This is a genomic window from Rhodanobacter sp. 7MK24, from assembly GCF_014842995.1.
Taxonomy (GTDB): domain Bacteria; phylum Pseudomonadota; class Gammaproteobacteria; order Xanthomonadales; family Rhodanobacteraceae; genus Rhodanobacter_A.
The window spans coordinates 1-16,658 of sequence record NZ_JACYXL010000019.1; the positions used below are offsets into that span (position 1 = coordinate 1).

Genomic DNA, 16,658 nt, shown 5'->3' on the forward strand with positions numbered 1-16,658 from the left:
GGCGACAACGCCGGTCTGCTGCTGCGCGGCCTGAAGCGCGACGACGTGGAGCGCGGCCAGGTGCTGGCGAAGCCGGGCACGATCACCCCGCACACGGACTTCGAGGCCGAGGTGTACGTGCTGTCGAAGGACGAGGGTGGCCGTCATACCCCGTTCTTCAAGGGCTACCGTCCGCAGTTCTACTTCCGCACCACCGACGTGACCGGTGCGATCGAGTTGCCGGAAGGCGTGGAAATGGTGATGCCGGGCGACAACATCAAGATGGTGGTGAGCCTGATCCACCCGATCGCGATGGACCAGGGTCTGCGCTTCGCGATCCGCGAAGGCGGCCGCACTGTCGGCGCCGGCGTGGTGGCCAAGGTCATCAAGTAATACCCTGCGGGATCCGGGTGACGGGATTCGGGAGCGTGACAGCGCGCTTTCGGGTCCTGGGGTCCGGATCCCGTTTTCCGTTTCAGATACGCCAGTAGCTCAATTGGCAGAGCAGCGGTCTCCAAAACCGCAGGTTGGGGGTTCGAGTCCCTCCTGGCGTGCCATCTTCCGAGGATCGACGACGGATGGCGGCAAACGGATGCTTCATGCATCCGGTTGCCGATGACATCCGCAGATTGCGCATGAATACCAAGGCAGAACAGCCCAAGGGCACGACCGCCGCCGATATCGCCAAGCTGGTGCTGGCTACCGTGATTCTGGTGGCCGGCATCGTGGCGTATTCGTGGTTCAGCAACGACGCCGGCGTGCCGCCGGTGGCGCGTCTGCTGGGCGTGCTGGCGGCGCTGGTGGTCGCACTGGCGATCGCCTCGTTCACCGCGCTGGGTCGCCGCGTGCGGCACTTCCTCGCCGAGTCGCAGTTCGAAATGCGCAAGGTGGTCTGGCCGACTCGCGACGAGACGATCAAGACCACCGGCGTCATCATCGTCGTGGTCATCGTGCTCGCCCTGTTGCTGGGGTTGATTGATTTGTTCCTGAAGACAGTCATTCTCGACTGGCTACTGAAGCTTTGAGGCCTGAGCCATGAGCAAGCGTTGGTATGTGGTGCACGCCTATTCGGGTTTCGAGAACCAGGTTCGCCGGGCGCTTTCCGAGCGCATTCAGCGTGCCGGGATGGAAGAGAAGTTCGGTGAAGTGCTGGTGCCGACCGAGGAAGTGATCGAGATGCGCGGCGGCCAGAAGCGCCGCAGCGATCGCAAGTTCTTCCCGGGCTATGTGCTGGTGCAGATCGAGACCAACACCGAAGGCAAGGCGCTGCGCATCGACGACGAGTGCTGGCATCTGGTCAAGGAGACGCCCAAGGTGATGGGCTTCATCGGCGGCACCGCCGACCGTCCGTTGCCGATCCGTGACAGCGAGGCCGACGTCATCCTGAGCCGCGTGCGCGAAGGCGTGGAAAAGCCCAAGCCCAAGGTGCTGTTCGAGCCGGGCGAGATGGTCCGGGTCACCGACGGCCCGTTCAACGACTTCAACGGCGTGGTCGAGGAAGTCAACTACGAGAAGAGCCGTCTGCGTGTGGCGGTGCTGATCTTCGGTCGCTCCACCCCGGTGGAGCTGGAATTCGGCCAGGTCGAGAAGGCCTGAGGCAAGTCCTTGCCCCGGCATGGGGCTTGCTAGGAAGCTGGTCAATCTTTATACTGCACGGTTCCCGCCGGGGTCTTTCGACCCGGCGTGTCCGTGTTTCAAGGAATCCGCAGGATGCGGGTTTCCCTCCCAACCAGGGACGTTGTCTGGCGAGGAGCCGCAAGGCGCCTGAACTCGCGAGGAAAATCCAATGGCAAAGAAAGTAGTCGGCTACATCAAGCTGCAGGTCAAGGCCGGTCAGGCCAACCCCAGCCCGCCGGTCGGTCCGGCGCTGGGCCAGCGCGGCCTGAACATCATGGAGTTCTGCAAGGCGTTCAACGCCGCTACGCAGAAGATGGAGCCGGGTCTTCCGATCCCGGTCATCATCACCGCGTACTCCGATCGCAGCTTCACCTTCATCACCAAGACCCCGCCCGCTTCGGTCCTCATCAAGAAGGTCACCGGCGTCGCCAAGGGTTCTTCCAAGCCGAACACCGACAAGGTCGGCAAGATCACCCGCAAGCAGCTGGAAGACGTTGCGAAGCAGAAGGAGCCGGATCTGACGGCTGCCGATCTGGACGCTGCAGTGCGCACCATTGCCGGTAGCGCGCGCAGCATGGGCCTGGTGGTGGAGGGTTAAGACATGGCAAAGATCACCAAGCGTATGAAAGCCGCCCAGGCCGCTGTGCAGCCGGGCAAGATCTACGGTCTCGAAGAGGCCCTGAAGATCGTCAAGGACAACGCCAAGGCGAAGTTCGCTGAATCCGTCGACGTGGCCGTGCGCCTCGGCATCGACGCCAAGAAGTCCGACCAGGGCGTGCGCGGCTCTTCGCTGCTGCCGCACGGCACCGGCAAGACCGTCAAGGTCGCCGTGTTCGTGCCGGCCGGTGAGAAGGCCGAGGCTGCCAAGGCCGCCGGCGCCGATGCTGTCGGTATGGACGACCTGGCCGAGCGCATGCAGGCCGGCGACCTCGACTTCGGTCGCGTGATCGCCACGCCGGACGCGATGCGCGTGGTCGGCAAGCTAGGCCAGCTGCTCGGTCCGCGCGGCCTGATGCCGAACCCGAAGGACGGCTCGGTCACCGCCGACGTCGCCACCGCAGTGAAGAACGCCAAGGCCGGCCAGGTGAAGTTCCGCAACGACAAGGCGGGCATCATCCACGCCACCATCGGCAAGGCCACGTTCGAGGCCTCGCAGCTGGCGGACAACCTCAATGCGCTGGTTGCCGACCTGCTGAAGGCCAAGCCGGCCACGGCCAAGGGTCAGTACCTGCAGAAGGTTGCACTGTCGTCCACCATGGGCGTCGGCGTGGCCGTCGATACCTCGTCGCTGAACATCGCGACCAAGTAAGCAAGTGTTTTTCCGCGCAGCAGGTTGCTGCGCGGACCGTTTTTGAGGGCAGCCCGGTCGCATGGCCGAGGCAGCCGTCAAAGACCGCAGGCGCGACCAGCGCGCGACGACGACGGGCAGGGAGCTCGTTCATGGCAGGGAATCGCCGTCGCCGCCAAGCCGGTCGCTTAATCGGGTGCTCGTCACCTGGCCTGCGCAGATGGTGTCGCCCCCACTGGAATGATTCGTCGTTCTGGAAAGGCCACCACCCGGGGCGTTTCGCGTCCCCGACGTCAAGGATGGCGTCGCCCAGGACCGCAAGCGGCAGGAGCCGTGAGCGGAGTTCATTTGGAGGAGTGCAATGGCTCTCAATCTGTCCCAGAAGCAAGAAGTAGTCGCCGAGCTGGCAGAAGTCGCCGCGAAGGCTCACTCCCTGGTCGCTGCCGAGTATGCGGGCACCACGGTCGAACAGATGACCGCGATGCGCAAGAAGGCACGCGAGACCGGCGTGTTCTTGAAGGTTGTCAAGAACACCCTGGCGTCGCGCGCCGTGGCAGGCACCGAGTTCGAGGTCGTCAAGGACGTCCTGACCGGTCCCCTGCTGTACGCGTTCTCGACCGAGGAGCCCGGCGCTGCCGGTCGCCTGATCAAGGAATTCGCGAAGACCAACGACAAGCTCAAGGCCAAGGTCGTCTCCGTGGAAGGCAAGCTACTGCCGGCCGCGCACGTGGACGTGCTGGCCTCGCTGCCGACCCGTGAAGAAGCCCTGGCCATGCTGGCCCGCGTGCTTGCCGAGCCCGCTGCGATGTTCGCCCGCGCCATCAAGGCCGTGGCCGACAAGCAGGGCGGCGGCGAAGTCACCGCGGAAGCCACGGCTGAAGCCTAAGCTCGACGCTTATCCCATTCGAATCAATTTCCAGAGGAAATCAACATGTCCCTGAGCAACGAACAAATCGTTGAAGCCGTCGCCGCCAAGTCGCTGATGGAAGTGATGGAGCTGGTGAAGGCCATCGAAGAGAAGTTTGGCGTGTCCGCTGCTGCCCCGGTTGCCGTGGCCGCTGCCGGCGCCGCCGCCCCGGTTGCCGAAGCGCAGACCGAATTCGACGTGATCCTGAAGTCCGCCGGCGACAAGAAGGTCGACGTGATCAAGGCCGTTCGCGCGATCACCGGCCTGGGCCTGAAGGAAGCCAAGGACCTCACCGAGGCGGGTGGCGTCCTGAAGGAAGCCGTGTCGAAGGAAGACGCCGACAAGTTCAAGAAGGACCTGGAAGCTGCCGGCGCCACGGTCGAACTGAAGTAATCGGCGCTCTTGCGCGCCGTCGGTTCGACCTAGCGCAAGCCAAGCCTGGGGGCGAAAGCTCCCGGGCTTTGGCCGCTTAAGGAGTTACGCGGCGCGAAGCGCCGCCGCGGGCCAGGATGGCCTGCCGTGGATCAGGCGCTAGCGCCCGATTCAGCGGAACCCGCCGGAGGCGGGCGAGTCGGAAGTGGGCAGGAGCCCATTTCCGACACATCGGGCACGGACGCTTTTGCTTTTTGAGGTATCGCGGCTGTCGATTCGCCAAGAGTCAACAACCGCGATCCCCCAGATCAAGCTTTCATCATTTCAGCCGGTGCGTGCACCACCGGCGTCACTGCGAACCGAGGCGTCAACCATGACCTACTCGTTTACCGAGAAGAAGCGCATCCGCAAGGATTTCGGCAAGCGGCCCCCCGTGCTGGGCGTGCCCAACCTGCTGACCATCCAGACCGACTCCTATCGCGAGTTCCTGCAGGAATTCGTCGCGCCCAAGCAGCGCGAAGACAAGGGTCTGCATGCCGCCTTGAAGTCGGTGTTCCCGATCGTGAGCTATTCGGGCAACGCCGCACTGGAATATGTGGACTACCGCCTGGGCGAACCGGGCTTCGACGAACGCGAATGCCGCAACCGCGGCATGACCTTCGGTGCGCCGTTGCGCGTGACCGTGCGCCTGGTCATCTACGACAAGGACAGCCCGGCCTCGAAGAAGGCCGTGAAGTACGTCAAGGAGCAGGAGGTCTACATGGGCGAGATCCCGCTCATGACCGACACCGGCACCTTCATCATCAACGGCACCGAGCGCGTCATCGTCTCGCAGCTGCACCGTTCGCCTGGCGTGTTCTTCGACCACGACCGCGGCAAGACGCACAGCTCGGGCAAGCTGCTGTTCTCGGCCCGCGTGATTCCCTACCGCGGTTCGTGGCTGGACTTCGAGTTCGACCCGAAGGACGCGCTGTTCACCCGCATCGACCGTCGCCGCAAGCTGCCGGTGACCGTGCTGCTGCGCGCGCTGGGCTACACCAATGAGGAGATGCTGGGCATCTTCTTCGAGCACAACGTGTTCCATCTCGGCGCCAAGGGCGGCACCACGCTGGAGCTGGTTGCCGAGCGCCTGCGCGGCGAAACGCTGTCGTTCGACCTGGCGATTGGCGGCAAGGTGCTGGTGGAAGCCGGCAAGCGCATCACTGCGCGCCACGTGCGCCAGTTGGCGGCCGAGGACATCACCGCGCTTGAAGTGCCGGACGACTATCCGGTCGGTCGCATCCTCGCCACCGATATCGTCGATGCCAAGACCGGCGAGCTGCTGGCTTCGGCCAACGACGAAATCACCGCCGAGCATCTCGAGAAGTTCCGCAAGGCCGGCATCGGCACGCTGCCGACGCTGTATGTGAACGACCTCGATCGCGGTGCGTACATCTCGAACACGCTGCGCATCGACAACACCCGCACTCCGCTGGAGGCGCTGGTGGAGATCTACCGCATGATGCGTCCGGGCGAGCCGCCGACCAAGGACGCCGCGCAGAACCTGTTCTTCAACCTGTTCTTCACCTTCGACCGCTACGACCTGTCGGCCGTGGGCCGCATGAAGTTCAACCGTCGCGTGGGTCGCAAGGACATCCTCGGTCCCGGCGTGCTGTACGACCACAAGTACTTCGGCGACCGCAAGGAAGAGGAGTGCCAGCGCCTGGTCAGGGAGCAGGGCGAATCGTCCGACATCCTCGACGTGCTGAAGGTGCTGATCGAGATCAAGAACGGCCACGGCACCGTGGACGACATCGACCATCTCGGCAACCGTCGCGTGCGCTCGGTCGGCGAAATGACCGAGAACACCTTCCGCATCGGCCTGGTGCGCGTCGAGCGCGCCGTGCGCGAGCGCCTGTCGCTGGCCGAGGCCGATGGCCTCACCCCGCAGGACCTGATCAACGCCAAGCCGGTGGCGGCGGCGGTGAAGGAGTTCTTCGGCTCCTCGCAGCTCTCGCAGTTCATGGACCAGAACAACCCGCTGTCGGAAGTGACGCACAAGCGCCGCGTCTCGGCCCTGGGCCCGGGCGGCCTGACGCGCGAGCGCGCCGGCTTCGAGGTGCGCGACGTGCACCCGACCCATTACGGCCGCGTCTGCACCATCGAGACGCCGGAAGGCCCGAACATCGGCCTGATCAACTCGCTCGCCGTGTACGCGCGCACCAACCAGTACGGCTTCCTCGAGACGCCGTACCGCAAGGTGGCGAACGGCAAGGTCACCGATAAGGTGGATTACCTGTCGGCGATCGAGGAAGGCGACCACGTGATCGCGCAGGCGAACTCGCCGCTCGACAAGCACGGCGCCTTCGTCGAAGAGTTCGTGTCCTGCCGCTTCCGCGGCGAGTCCGAGCTGCGTCCGGCGGCCGAAGTCGACTACATGGACGTCTCGCCGATGCAGACCGTGTCGGTGGCTGCGGCGCTGGTGCCCTTCCTCGAGCACGACGACGCGAACCGCGCACTGATGGGCGCGAACATGCAGCGCCAGGCCGTGCCGACCCTGCGTTCGCAGACGCCGCTGGTGGGTACCGGCATCGAGCGCGCGGTGGCACGCGACTCCGGCGTCATCACCACCGCCAAGCGCGGCGGTGTGATCGACCAGGTGGACGCCGGCCGCATCGTGGTGCGCGTGAACGAGGACGAGGTGGGTGAGCACGATGCCGGCGTCGACATCTACACGCTGACCAAGTACACCCGCTCCAACCAGAACACCAACCTCAACCAGCGTCCGCTGGTGAACGTGGGCGACGTGGTGGCGAAGGGCGATACGCTGGCCGACGGCTCGTCGACCGACCTGGGCGAGCTCGCGCTCGGCCAGAACATGCTGATCGCCTTCATGCCGTGGAACGGCTACAACTTCGAAGACTCGATCCTGCTCTCCGAGCGCGTCGTGCAGGAAGACCGCTATACCTCGATCCATATCGAGGAGCTGGCCTGCGTCGCGCGCGACACCAAGCTGGGCGCCGAGGAAATCACCGCCGACATCCCGAACGTGGGTGAGCAGGCGCTGGCACGTCTCGACGAGAGCGGCATCGTCTACATCGGCGCCGAAGTGAAGGCGGGCGACATCCTGGTCGGCAAGGTCACGCCGAAGGGCGAGAGCCAGCTGACGCCGGAAGAGAAGCTGCTGCGCGCGATCTTCGGCGAGAAGGCTTCGGACGTGAAGGACAGTTCGTTGCGCGTGCCGCCGGGCATGGATGGCACCGTCATCGATGTGCAGGTGTTCACTCGCGACGGCATCGAGAAGGACAAGCGCGCGCGCCAGATCGAGGAAACCGAGGTCAAGCGCATCCGCAAGGACTTCGACGACCAGTTCCGCATCCTCGAAGGCGCGATCTACAACCGCATGCGCGTCCAGCTCGTCGGCCAGACCGCGGTGAGTGGTCCCGGCGGCCTGAAGCGTGGCGCCGAGATCACCGACGCCTACCTCGATGGCCTGAAGAAGGACGACTGGTTCAAGATCAACGTCAAGGACGAGTCCATCACCGAGTTCCTGGAGCGTGCGAGCGACCAGGTCAAGCGCCACAAGGAAGAGTTCGACAAGCGCTTCAAGGAGAAGCAGGGCAAGATCACCCAGGGCGATGATCTCGCGCCGGGCGTGCTCAAGATGGTCAAGGTGTTCCTGGCCGTGAAGCGCCGCATCCAGCCGGGCGACAAGATGGCCGGCCGTCACGGCAACAAGGGCGTGGTGTCGAACGTGGTGCCGGTGGAAGACATGCCGCACATGGCCGACGGTACGTCGGTGGACATCTGCCTGAACCCGCTGGGCGTGCCCAGCCGTATGAACATCGGCCAGATTCTCGAAGTGCATCTGGGCTGGGCGGCCAAGGGCCTGGGCAAGAAGATCCAGCAGATGCTGGAGGCACAGGCCAAGGTAAAGCAGATCCGCGAGTTCCTCGACCAGATCTACAACCACCACGTCTCCGGCGCGGTGCAGCACGTCGACCTGAAGTCGCTGACCGACGACGAGATCCTCGCACTGGCCAAGAACCTTCAGGCAGGCGTGCCGATGGCCACGCCGGTGTTCGACGGTGCCGAGGAAACCGAGATCAAGGCGATGCTGAAGCTGGCGGATCTGCCCGAGTCGGGCCAGACCACGCTGTTCGACGGTCGCACCGGCGAGGCCTTCGATCGTCCGGTCACCGTGGGCTACATGCATTACCTGAAGCTCAACCACCTGGTCGACGACAAGATGCACGCGCGCTCCACCGGTCCGTACTCCCTGGTCACCCAGCAGCCGCTGGGCGGCAAGGCGCAGTTCGGTGGCCAGCGCTTCGGCGAAATGGAAGTCTGGGCGCTGGAAGCCTACGGCGCGGCCTACACCCTGCAGGAAATGCTCACGGTGAAGTCCGACGACGTGCAGGGCCGCAACCAGATGTACAAGAACATCGTCGACGGCAACCACGAGATGGCGGCAGGCATGCCGGAATCCTTCAACGTGTTGGTGAAGGAAATCCGCTCGCTCGGCATCGATATCGATCTGGAAGAGGTCAAGTGAGGATCGGGATCCCGCAGTCGGGACTCCGTGCGGGCAACAGCCGTTGCCGCCGGAATCCCCCTGCCGGATCCGCGAAACAGTCCACCTGACCACCGGCCCCGTCCAAGAATTTGCTCCGATCGGAGACTCCCATGAAAGACCTGCTCAACCTGTTCAACCAGCAGCGCGCCACGCCCGAGTTCGACTCGATCAAGATCGCGCTGGCTTCGCCGGAGCTGATCCGCTCCTGGTCCTACGGCGAGGTGAAGAAGCCGGAAACGATCAACTACCGCACCTTCAAGCCCGAGCGCGACGGCCTGTTCTGCGCCGCCATCTTCGGCCCGGTGAAGGATTACGAGTGCCTGTGCGGCAAGTACAAGCGCATGAAGCACCGCGGCGTGGTCTGCGAAAAGTGCGGCACGGAAGTGACGCTGGCCAAGGTGCGCCGCGAGCGCATGGGCCACATCGAGCTGGCTTCGCCCACCGCGCACATCTGGTTCCTCAAGTCGCTGCCGTCGCGCATCGGCCTGATGCTGGACATGACCCTGCGCGACATCGAGCGCATCCTGTATTTCGAAGCCTTCGTGGTGATCGACCCGGGTTTGACTGCGCTGGAGCGCGGCCAGCTGCTGAGTGAAGACCAGTACCTCGAAGCCGTGGAAGAACACGGTGACGAGTTCGACGCGCGCATGGGCGCCGAGGCTGTCTACGAGCTGCTGAAGTCGCTGGACCTGCCGGGCGAAGTGATCCGCCTCAAGGAAGAAATCGCTTCCACCAACTCCGAGACCAAGCTGAAGCGCCTCACCAAGCGCGTGAAACTGATCGAAGCCTTCATCGAGTCCGGCAACAAGCCGGAGTGGATGGTGCTGACCGTGTTGCCGGTGCTGCCGCCGGACCTGCGTCCGCTGGTGCCGCTGGATGGCGGCCGTTTCGCCACGTCCGACCTCAACGACCTGTACCGCCGCGTCATCAACCGCAACAACCGCCTGAAGCGCCTGCTCGAACTCAATGCGCCCGACATCATCGTGCGCAACGAGAAGCGCATGCTGCAGGAGTCGGTGGACGCGCTGCTCGACAACGGCCGCCGCGGCCGTGCCATCACCGGCACGAACAAGCGCGCGCTGAAGTCGCTGGCCGACATGATCAAGGGCAAGCAGGGCCGCTTCCGCCAGAACCTGCTCGGCAAGCGTGTGGACTACTCCGGCCGCTCGGTGATCACCGTGGGCCCGACGCTGCGCCTGCACCAGTGCGGCCTGCCCAAGAAGATGGCGCTGGAGCTGTTCAAGCCCTTCATCTTCGCCAAGCTGCAGGCCCGCGGCGAAGCCACCACCATCAAGGCCGCCAAGAAGCTCGTCGAGCGCGAGGAAGGCCAGGTGTGGGACATCCTGGAAGAGGTGATCCGCGAGCATCCGGTGCTGCTGAACCGCGCGCCGACGCTGCACCGCCTCGGTATCCAGGCGTTTGAGCCGATCCTGATCGAAGGCAAGGCGATCCAGTTGCACCCGCTGGTCTGTACCGCGTTCAACGCGGACTTCGACGGCGACCAGATGGCCGTGCACGTGCCGCTGTCGATCGAGGCGCAGCTGGAAGCGCGCGCCCTGATGATGTCCACCAACAACATCCTGTCGCCCGCCAACGGTGAGCCGATCATCGTGCCGACCCAGGACGTGGTGTTGGGCCTGTACTACATGACCCGCGAGCTGGTGAATGCGAAGGGCACCGGCATGGCGTTTTCCAGCATCAGCGAAGCGCGCCGTGCCTACGACAACCGTGCGGTCGAGCTGCACGCCAAGGTCAAGGTGCGCATGAAACAGGTGCACATCGCCGCCGACGGCAGCCGCACTGAAGAGACCAAGCTGGTCGAGACCACCGTGGGCCGCGCCCTGCTGGCCGAGATCCTGCCGGAAGGCCTGCCGTTCCAGCTCGCCAACACCGAGCTGACCAAGAAGGCGATCTCGCGCCTGATCAATGCCAGCTACCGCGGCCTGGGCCTGAAGGAAACCGTGGTCTTCGCCGACAAGCTGATGTACACCGGCTACCGTTTCGCGACGCGTGCCGGCATCTCAATCGGCATCGACGACATGAAGATCCCGGCCGAGAAGAAGGCGATCCTCGAGGAAGCCGAGAAGGAAGTCGTCGAGATCCAGCAGCAGTACCAGTCGGGCCTGGTCACCGCCGGCGAGCGCTACAACAAGGTGGTCGACATCTGGTCGCGCACCAACGAGCAGGTGGCCAAGGCGATGATCGACGGCATCGGCACCGAGACGGTGACCGACGGCGCGGGCAAGCAGGTCGCCCAGAAGTCGATGAACTCGCTGTACATCATGGCCGACTCCGGCGCGCGTGGCTCGGTGGCGCAGATCCGCCAGCTGGCCGGCATGCGCGGCCTGATGGCCCGCCCGGACGGCTCGATCATCGAGACCCCGATCAAGGCCAACTTCCGCGAAGGCCTGAACGTGCTGCAGTACTTCAACTCCACCCACGGCGCCCGCAAGGGCCTGGCGGATACGGCGCTGAAGACCGCGAACTCCGGTTACCTCACCCGCCGTCTGGTGGACGTGGCACAGGATGTGGTCATCACCATGGACGATTGCGGCACCGAGGACGGCATCCTCATGCAGCCGATCGTCGAAGGCGGCGACGTGGTCGAGCCGCTGCGCGACCGCGTGCTGGGCCGCGTGGTGGTCGAGGACGTCTACGCCCCGGGCAACGACGACCAGCCCATCGTCGAGCGCGATACCCTGCTCGACGAAGCCCTGGTCGAGAAGCTCGACAAGGCCGGCGTGCAGTCGGTGAAGGTACGTTCGCCGATCACCTGCGCCGCCAGCCATGGCGTGTGCAAGCTGTGCTACGGCCGCGACCTGGCCCGTGGCCATCTGGTCAACATGGGCGAGGCCGTGGGCGTGGTCGCCGCGCAGTCGATCGGCGAGCCCGGCACCCAGCTGACCATGCGTACCTTCCACATCGGCGGCGCGGCTTCGCGTGCGGCCGCCGTGGACAACGTGACGGTGAAGACCACCGGCACGCTGAAGTTCAACAACATCAAGACCGTGCAGCACGCCCAGGGTCACCTGGTGGCGGTGTCGCGTTCGGGCGAAGTGTCGGTGCTCGATGTCAGCGGCCGCGAGCGCGAGCGCTACAAGGTGCCTTACGGCGCCACCATCGCAGTGAAGGACGGCGATTCGGTCAAGGCCGGCCAGGTCGTGGCCAACTGGGACCCGCACACCCACCCGATCGTGTCGGAAGTGGCCGGTACCGTGCGCTTCATCGACTTCATCGATGGCGTCACCGTGCAGAGCCAGACCGACGAACTGACCGGTCTGGAGTCGGCCGTGGTGACGGATCCGAAGCGCCGCGGTACGGCCGCCAAGGATCTGCGCCCCATCGTGCGCCTGGAAGATGCCAAGGGTCGCGAGCTGAAGCTGCCGGGTACCGATGTGCCGGCGCAGTACATGCTCCCGGCCGGCGCCATCGTGTCGATCCAGAACGGGGCCGCGGTGGGCGTGGGCGACGTGGTGGCGCGTATCCCGCAGGACGCCTCCAAGACCCGCGACATCACCGGCGGTCTGCCGCGCGTGGCCGACCTGTTCGAAGCGCGCAAGCCGAAGGAGCCGGCGATCCTGGCCGAGCGTTCGGGCGTGGTCAGCTTCGGCAAGGACACCAAGGGCAAGCAGCGCCTGATCATCAAGGACGTGGACGGCAACGAGCACGAGGAGCTGATCCCGAAGTGGCGTCAGGTCATCGTGTTCGAAGGCGAGCACGTGGAGAAGGGCGAAACCATCGTGGACGGCGAGCCCAGCCCGCACGACATCCTGCGCCTGCTGGGTGTGGAGCCGCTGGCTACCTACCTGGTCAAGGAAATCCAGGATGTGTACCGCCTGCAGGGCGTGAAGATCAACGACAAGCACATCGAAGCGATCATTCGCCAGATGCTGCGCAAGGTCGAGATCACCGAGCCGGGCGACAGCCACTATCTGCGCGGCGAGCAGGTGGAGCGCGTGCGGATCAATGCCGAGAACGAACGTGCGGAAAGCAAGGGCGAACGCCCGGTCGACTACCAGTCGGTGCTGCTGGGCATCACCAAGGCATCGCTGGCTACCGAGTCCTTCATTTCGGCGGCTTCGTTCCAGGAAACCACCCGCGTCCTTACCGAAGCGGCGGTTCGCGGCACGCGCGATACCTTGCGTGGGCTGAAGGAAAATGTTATCGTCGGACGTCTGATTCCCGCGGGTACCGGCTTGGCATACCATGCCTCGCGTCGCAACCAGGGCGGCTTGTCCGCCTCGGATTTCGAGACGCTCTCCGGTACCGCTTCCGTCGTCTCGTTTGCCGAGGCGCCGGCCGGTGGTGATGGTGGTGCCGAGTAAGTCCGATACGGGCTTTGCTCGCTAGACATACGAAATGAGGTGCACGGATGCACCTCGTGTTCGGGTCATGGAAGGCGGGACGCTGGCTTGCCCAAGGCAGGCTGTCCGTGTTATATTCCCGCTTCTTGGCAGACCGAGCTTGTTCGGGCTGCCTTTATGTTTTCAGAATAGGCTACGCATGGCGACTATCAACCAGTTGGTGCGCAAATCCCGCAGCCCGAAGAGCTACAAGAGCGATTCGCCTGCCCTGCAGAACAGCCCGCAGCGTCGCGGCGTCTGCACGCGCGTGTACACGACCACCCCGAAGAAGCCGAACTCGGCGTTGCGCAAGGTTGCCAAGGTGCGCCTGACCAACGGTTACGAGGTCATCAGCTACATCGGCGGCGAAGGCCACAATCTGCAGGAGCATTCGGTGGTGCTCATCCGCGGCGGCCGTGTCAAGGATCTCCCCGGCGTGCGCTACCACACGGTGCGCGGCAGCCTCGACTGCGCTGGCGTCACCAAGCGTCGCCAGTCGCGTTCGAAGTACGGCGCCAAGCGCCCGAAGGCCTAAATTGAAGAGTGCGGTCAGGATGACCGCTTTTCTTGGGGCATGGATGCCTACTCAAAGAGACAATAACTATGTCGCGTAAAGGTTCCCATCCCGCCCGTGTGGTGTTGCCCGATCCCAAGCACGGCAGCCAGCTGATCGCCCGCTTCATCAACATGGTGATGAAGAGCGGCAAGAAGTCGGTGGCCGAGAGCATCGTCTACGGTGCCCTTGAGCATCTGGGCGAGAAGCACGCCGAGCCGGTGGCTCTGGTCGAGAAGGCGCTGAACAACGTTGCGCCCGCCGTCGAAGTGAAGTCCCGTCGCGTCGGTGGTGCCACCTACCAGGTGCCGGTCGAAGTGCGTCCGGGTCGTCGCATGGCGCTGGCGATGCGCTGGGTGATCGAGGCTGCCCGCAAGCGTGGCGAAACCTCGATGCCGCGCAAGCTGGCTGCCGAGTTGCAGGAAGCTTCCGAGAGCCGTGGTGGCGCCGCCAAGAAGCGTGAGGAAACTCATCGCATGGCGGAAGCCAACAAGGCCTTCTCGCACTACCGCTGGTAATCCAGCGGTAAATGCGCCGCCCGCATGTGCGGGCGGCGCCAAACAAGCCGGCACTTGTGCCGGATTTTTTCATGACTAGTGCGGCTCGGATGGCCGCCGCTGCCCACATCGGGGATGGATCTCCGTCGGATACGACTATGGCACGCACCACTCCCATCGAGCGCTACCGCAACTTCGGCATCATGGCCCACATCGATGCCGGCAAGACCACGACCACGGAGCGCATCCTGTTCTACACCGGTGTCTCGCACAAGATCGGCGAGGTGCATGACGGTGCGGCCACGATGGACTGGATGGAGCAGGAGCAGGAGCGCGGCATCACCATCACCTCCGCCGCCACCACGGCGTTCTGGAAGGGTATGGATGGTTCGATGGAGCAGCACCGCTTCAACATCATCGACACTCCCGGGCACGTTGACTTCACCATCGAAGTGGAGCGTTCGCTGCGCGTGCTCGACGGCGCGGTGTTCGTGCTGTGTGCGGTCGGCGGCGTGCAGCCGCAGTCCGAGACCGTGTGGCGCCAGGCCAACAAGTACCACGTGCCGCGCCTCGCGTTCGTCAACAAGATGGACCGCACCGGTGCGAACTTCTACAAGGTTGTCGACCAGCTGAAGGCCCGCCTTGGCGCCAACCCGGTGCCGATGGTGGTGCCGATCGGTGCCGAGGACGACTTCGAGGGCGTGGTCGACCTGCTCAAGATGAAGGCGATCATCTGGGACATGCCGTCCCAGGGCATGAAGTTCGAATACCAGGATATCCCGGCGAACCTCGCGGCCAAGGCTGCCGAGGCCCGCTCGTACATGGTTGAATCCGCCGCCGAAGCCAGCGAAGAGCTGATGAACAAGTACCTTGAAGAGGGTGACCTCTCCGAGGACGACATCATCGCGGGCATGCGTTCGCGCACCCTGGCCAGCGAAATCATTCCGGTCTACTGCGGCACCGCCTTCAAGAACAAGGGCGTGCAGGCGATGCTGGACGCGGTGGTGCATCTGCTGCCGTCGCCGGTGGATCGTCCGCCGGTGGCTGGCGTGGACGAGAACGACAAGGAGGCGACCCGCACGGCGGACGACGCCGCGCCGTTCTCCGCGCTCGCGTTCAAGATCATGACCGATCCGTTCGTCGGTTCGCTGACCTTCTTCCGCGTCTACTCGGGCGTGCTGAATGCCGGCGATGCCGTGTACAACCCGGTGAAGTCCAAGAAGGAGCGCATCGGCCGCATCCTGCAGATGCACGCGAACGATCGTCAGGAACTGAAGGAAGTCCGCGCCGGTGACATCGCCGCAGCGGTCGGCCTGAAGGATGTGACGACCGGCGACACGCTGTGCGCGCAGGATCACGTCATCACCCTGGAGCGCATGACGTTCCCGGAGCCGGTGATCTCGATGGCGGTGGAGCCGAAGACCAAGTCCGACCAGGAAAAGATGGGTATCGCGCTGGGCCGCTTGGCCGCCGAGGATCCGTCCTTCCGCGTGCGCACCGACGAGGAATCCGGCCAGACCATCATCTCGGGCATGGGCGAGCTGCATCTCGACATCATCGTCGACCGCATGAAGCGCGAGTTCAACGTCGAGGCGAACGTCGGCAAGCCGCAGGTGGCTTACCGCGAGACGATCCGCAGCAGCGACGTGAAGTCCGACTACAAGCACGCCAAGCAGTCCGGCGGTAAGGGTCAGTACGGCCACGTGGTGATCGAGATGTCGCCGATCAGCGATGCCGATCGTGCGGACGAGAAGATCGCAGCGCAGATCAAGGACGACTTCCTGTTCATCAACGACATCACCGGCGGCGTGATCCCGAAGGAATTCATCCCCTCGGTCGAAAAGGGCCTGCGCGAAACCATCACCAGCGGTCCGCTGGCTGGCTTCCCGGTGGTGGGCGTCAAGGCGAAGCTGGTGTTCGGTTCGTACCACGACGTCGACTCGTCCGAAATGGCGTTCAAGCTGGCCGCCTCGATGGCGTTCAAGCAGGGCTTCGCAAAGGCATCGCCGGTGCTGCTCGAGCCGATCATGAAGGTCGAGGTGGTGACGCCGGAGGACTACGTGGGCGACGTGATGGGCGACATGAGCCGTCGTCGCGGCATCCTGCGTGGCCAGGAAGACACGCCGTCGGGCAAGACCGTCGACGCGTTCGTGCCGCTGGGCGAAATGTTCGGTTACGCCACGAGCATCCGCTCGCTGACGCAGGGTCGCGCCACCTTCACGATGGAATTCGACCACTACGCCGAGGCGCCGAACAACATCGCCGAGCAGGTGATCAAGAAGGCTTGATTTTTGCGGTCGCTTGCGACCGCAAAAATCAAAACAGCAGGCAGTGCGGCCTTCGGGTCGCGTAAGCACAACGACGCGGCGTAAGCCGCACTGACAAAAGTACTATCCAGAGGTCTCTAGTCATGGCAAAGGGCAAGTTCGAGCGCACCAAGCCCCACGTGAACGTGGGCACGATTGGTCACGTGGACCACGGCAAGACGACGCTGACGGCGGCGCTGACGAAGGTCGGTGCGGAGCGTTTTGGCGGTGAATTCAAGGC

General features: G+C 64.4%; 12 protein-coding genes, 1 tRNA gene and 1 pseudogene. All 14 read left to right on the forward strand.

The annotated features are described in order from the left end of the window. A pseudogene (gene tuf, locus IHE49_RS18160) lies at window positions 1-372 on the forward strand (elongation factor Tu); the annotation flags it as partial. A gap of 88 nt (window positions 373-460) precedes the next feature. Next, a tRNA-Trp gene (locus tag IHE49_RS18165) sits at window positions 461-536 on the forward strand. A 78-nt stretch (window positions 537-614) separates the two neighbouring features. After that, window positions 615-1,004, forward strand: coding sequence for a preprotein translocase subunit SecE (gene secE / locus IHE49_RS18170; RefSeq protein WP_192160606.1), 390 nt, complete (start codon window positions 615-617; stop codon window positions 1,002-1,004). A gap of 10 nt (window positions 1,005-1,014) precedes the next feature. Continuing rightward, entirely contained in the window at window positions 1,015-1,575 is a 561-nt protein-coding gene (nusG, locus tag IHE49_RS18175) for a transcription termination/antitermination protein NusG (protein ID WP_192160608.1), read from the forward strand. 190 nt (window positions 1,576-1,765) lie between these two features. Next, window positions 1,766-2,194, forward strand: a complete 429-nt coding sequence (gene rplK, locus IHE49_RS18180; RefSeq protein WP_115480003.1) for a 50S ribosomal protein L11 — start codon at window positions 1,766-1,768, stop codon at window positions 2,192-2,194. 3 nt (window positions 2,195-2,197) lie between these two features. Continuing rightward, entirely contained in the window at window positions 2,198-2,905 is a 708-nt protein-coding gene (gene rplA / locus IHE49_RS18185; RefSeq protein ID WP_192160610.1) for a 50S ribosomal protein L1, read from the forward strand. Between the two features lie 340 nt (window positions 2,906-3,245). Continuing rightward, entirely contained in the window at window positions 3,246-3,770 is a 525-nt protein-coding gene (gene rplJ / locus IHE49_RS18190) for a 50S ribosomal protein L10 (protein WP_192160612.1), read from the forward strand. Window positions 3,771-3,815: 45 nt separating this feature from the next. Beyond that, window positions 3,816-4,184 carry a 50S ribosomal protein L7/L12 gene (gene rplL, locus IHE49_RS18195; protein WP_192160614.1) on the forward strand — a complete coding sequence of 123 codons (369 nt, stop codon included), beginning with the start codon at window positions 3,816-3,818 and terminating at the stop codon, window positions 4,182-4,184. A 352-nt stretch (window positions 4,185-4,536) separates the two neighbouring features. Then, window positions 4,537-8,697 (forward strand): DNA-directed RNA polymerase subunit beta, encoded by a 4,161-nt coding sequence (gene rpoB, locus IHE49_RS18200; RefSeq protein ID WP_192160616.1) that lies wholly within the window; start codon window positions 4,537-4,539, stop codon window positions 8,695-8,697. A 131-nt stretch (window positions 8,698-8,828) separates the two neighbouring features. Then, window positions 8,829-13,043, forward strand: a complete 4,215-nt coding sequence (gene rpoC / locus IHE49_RS18205; RefSeq protein WP_192160618.1) for a DNA-directed RNA polymerase subunit beta' — start codon at window positions 8,829-8,831, stop codon at window positions 13,041-13,043. Between the two features lie 178 nt (window positions 13,044-13,221). Next, window positions 13,222-13,596 (forward strand): 30S ribosomal protein S12, encoded by a 375-nt coding sequence (gene rpsL / locus IHE49_RS18210; RefSeq protein WP_077481292.1) that lies wholly within the window; start codon window positions 13,222-13,224, stop codon window positions 13,594-13,596. Between the two features lie 68 nt (window positions 13,597-13,664). Next, on the forward strand, window positions 13,665-14,132 hold the full coding sequence (gene rpsG, locus IHE49_RS18215) for a 30S ribosomal protein S7 (protein WP_192105773.1): 468 nt from the start codon (window positions 13,665-13,667) through the stop codon (window positions 14,130-14,132). Window positions 14,133-14,269: 137 nt separating this feature from the next. After that, a complete protein-coding gene (gene fusA / locus IHE49_RS18220) occupies window positions 14,270-16,399 on the forward strand; it encodes an elongation factor G (protein WP_192160620.1) in 2,130 nt (709 codons plus the stop codon). Between the two features lie 122 nt (window positions 16,400-16,521). After that, the coding region (locus tag IHE49_RS18225) for a GTP-binding protein (RefSeq protein ID WP_239536270.1) at window positions 16,522-16,658 on the forward strand (137 nt) is incomplete at its 3' end.

What these genes read in the sequence shown, in the direction of transcription:
- rpsG (WP_192105773.1), top strand. Translation starts at nt 13,665, where the DNA reads ATGTCGCGTAAAGGTTCCCATCCCGCCCGTGTGGTGTTGCCCGATCCC.
- fusA (WP_192160620.1), top strand. Translation starts at nt 14,270, where the DNA reads ATGGCACGCACCACTCCCATCGAGCGCTACCGCAACTTCGGCATCATG.
- rpoC (WP_192160618.1), top strand. Translation starts at nt 8,829, where the DNA reads ATGAAAGACCTGCTCAACCTGTTCAACCAGCAGCGCGCCACGCCCGAG.
- nusG (WP_192160608.1), top strand. Translation starts at nt 1,015, where the DNA reads ATGAGCAAGCGTTGGTATGTGGTGCACGCCTATTCGGGTTTCGAGAAC.
- rplK (WP_115480003.1), top strand. Translation starts at nt 1,766, where the DNA reads ATGGCAAAGAAAGTAGTCGGCTACATCAAGCTGCAGGTCAAGGCCGGT.
- rplJ (WP_192160612.1), top strand. Translation starts at nt 3,246, where the DNA reads ATGGCTCTCAATCTGTCCCAGAAGCAAGAAGTAGTCGCCGAGCTGGCA.
- rplA (WP_192160610.1), top strand. Translation starts at nt 2,198, where the DNA reads ATGGCAAAGATCACCAAGCGTATGAAAGCCGCCCAGGCCGCTGTGCAG.
- rpoB (WP_192160616.1), top strand. Translation starts at nt 4,537, where the DNA reads ATGACCTACTCGTTTACCGAGAAGAAGCGCATCCGCAAGGATTTCGGC.
- secE (WP_192160606.1), top strand. Translation starts at nt 615, where the DNA reads ATGAATACCAAGGCAGAACAGCCCAAGGGCACGACCGCCGCCGATATC.
- rplL (WP_192160614.1), top strand. Translation starts at nt 3,816, where the DNA reads ATGTCCCTGAGCAACGAACAAATCGTTGAAGCCGTCGCCGCCAAGTCG.
- rpsL (WP_077481292.1), top strand. Translation starts at nt 13,222, where the DNA reads ATGGCGACTATCAACCAGTTGGTGCGCAAATCCCGCAGCCCGAAGAGC.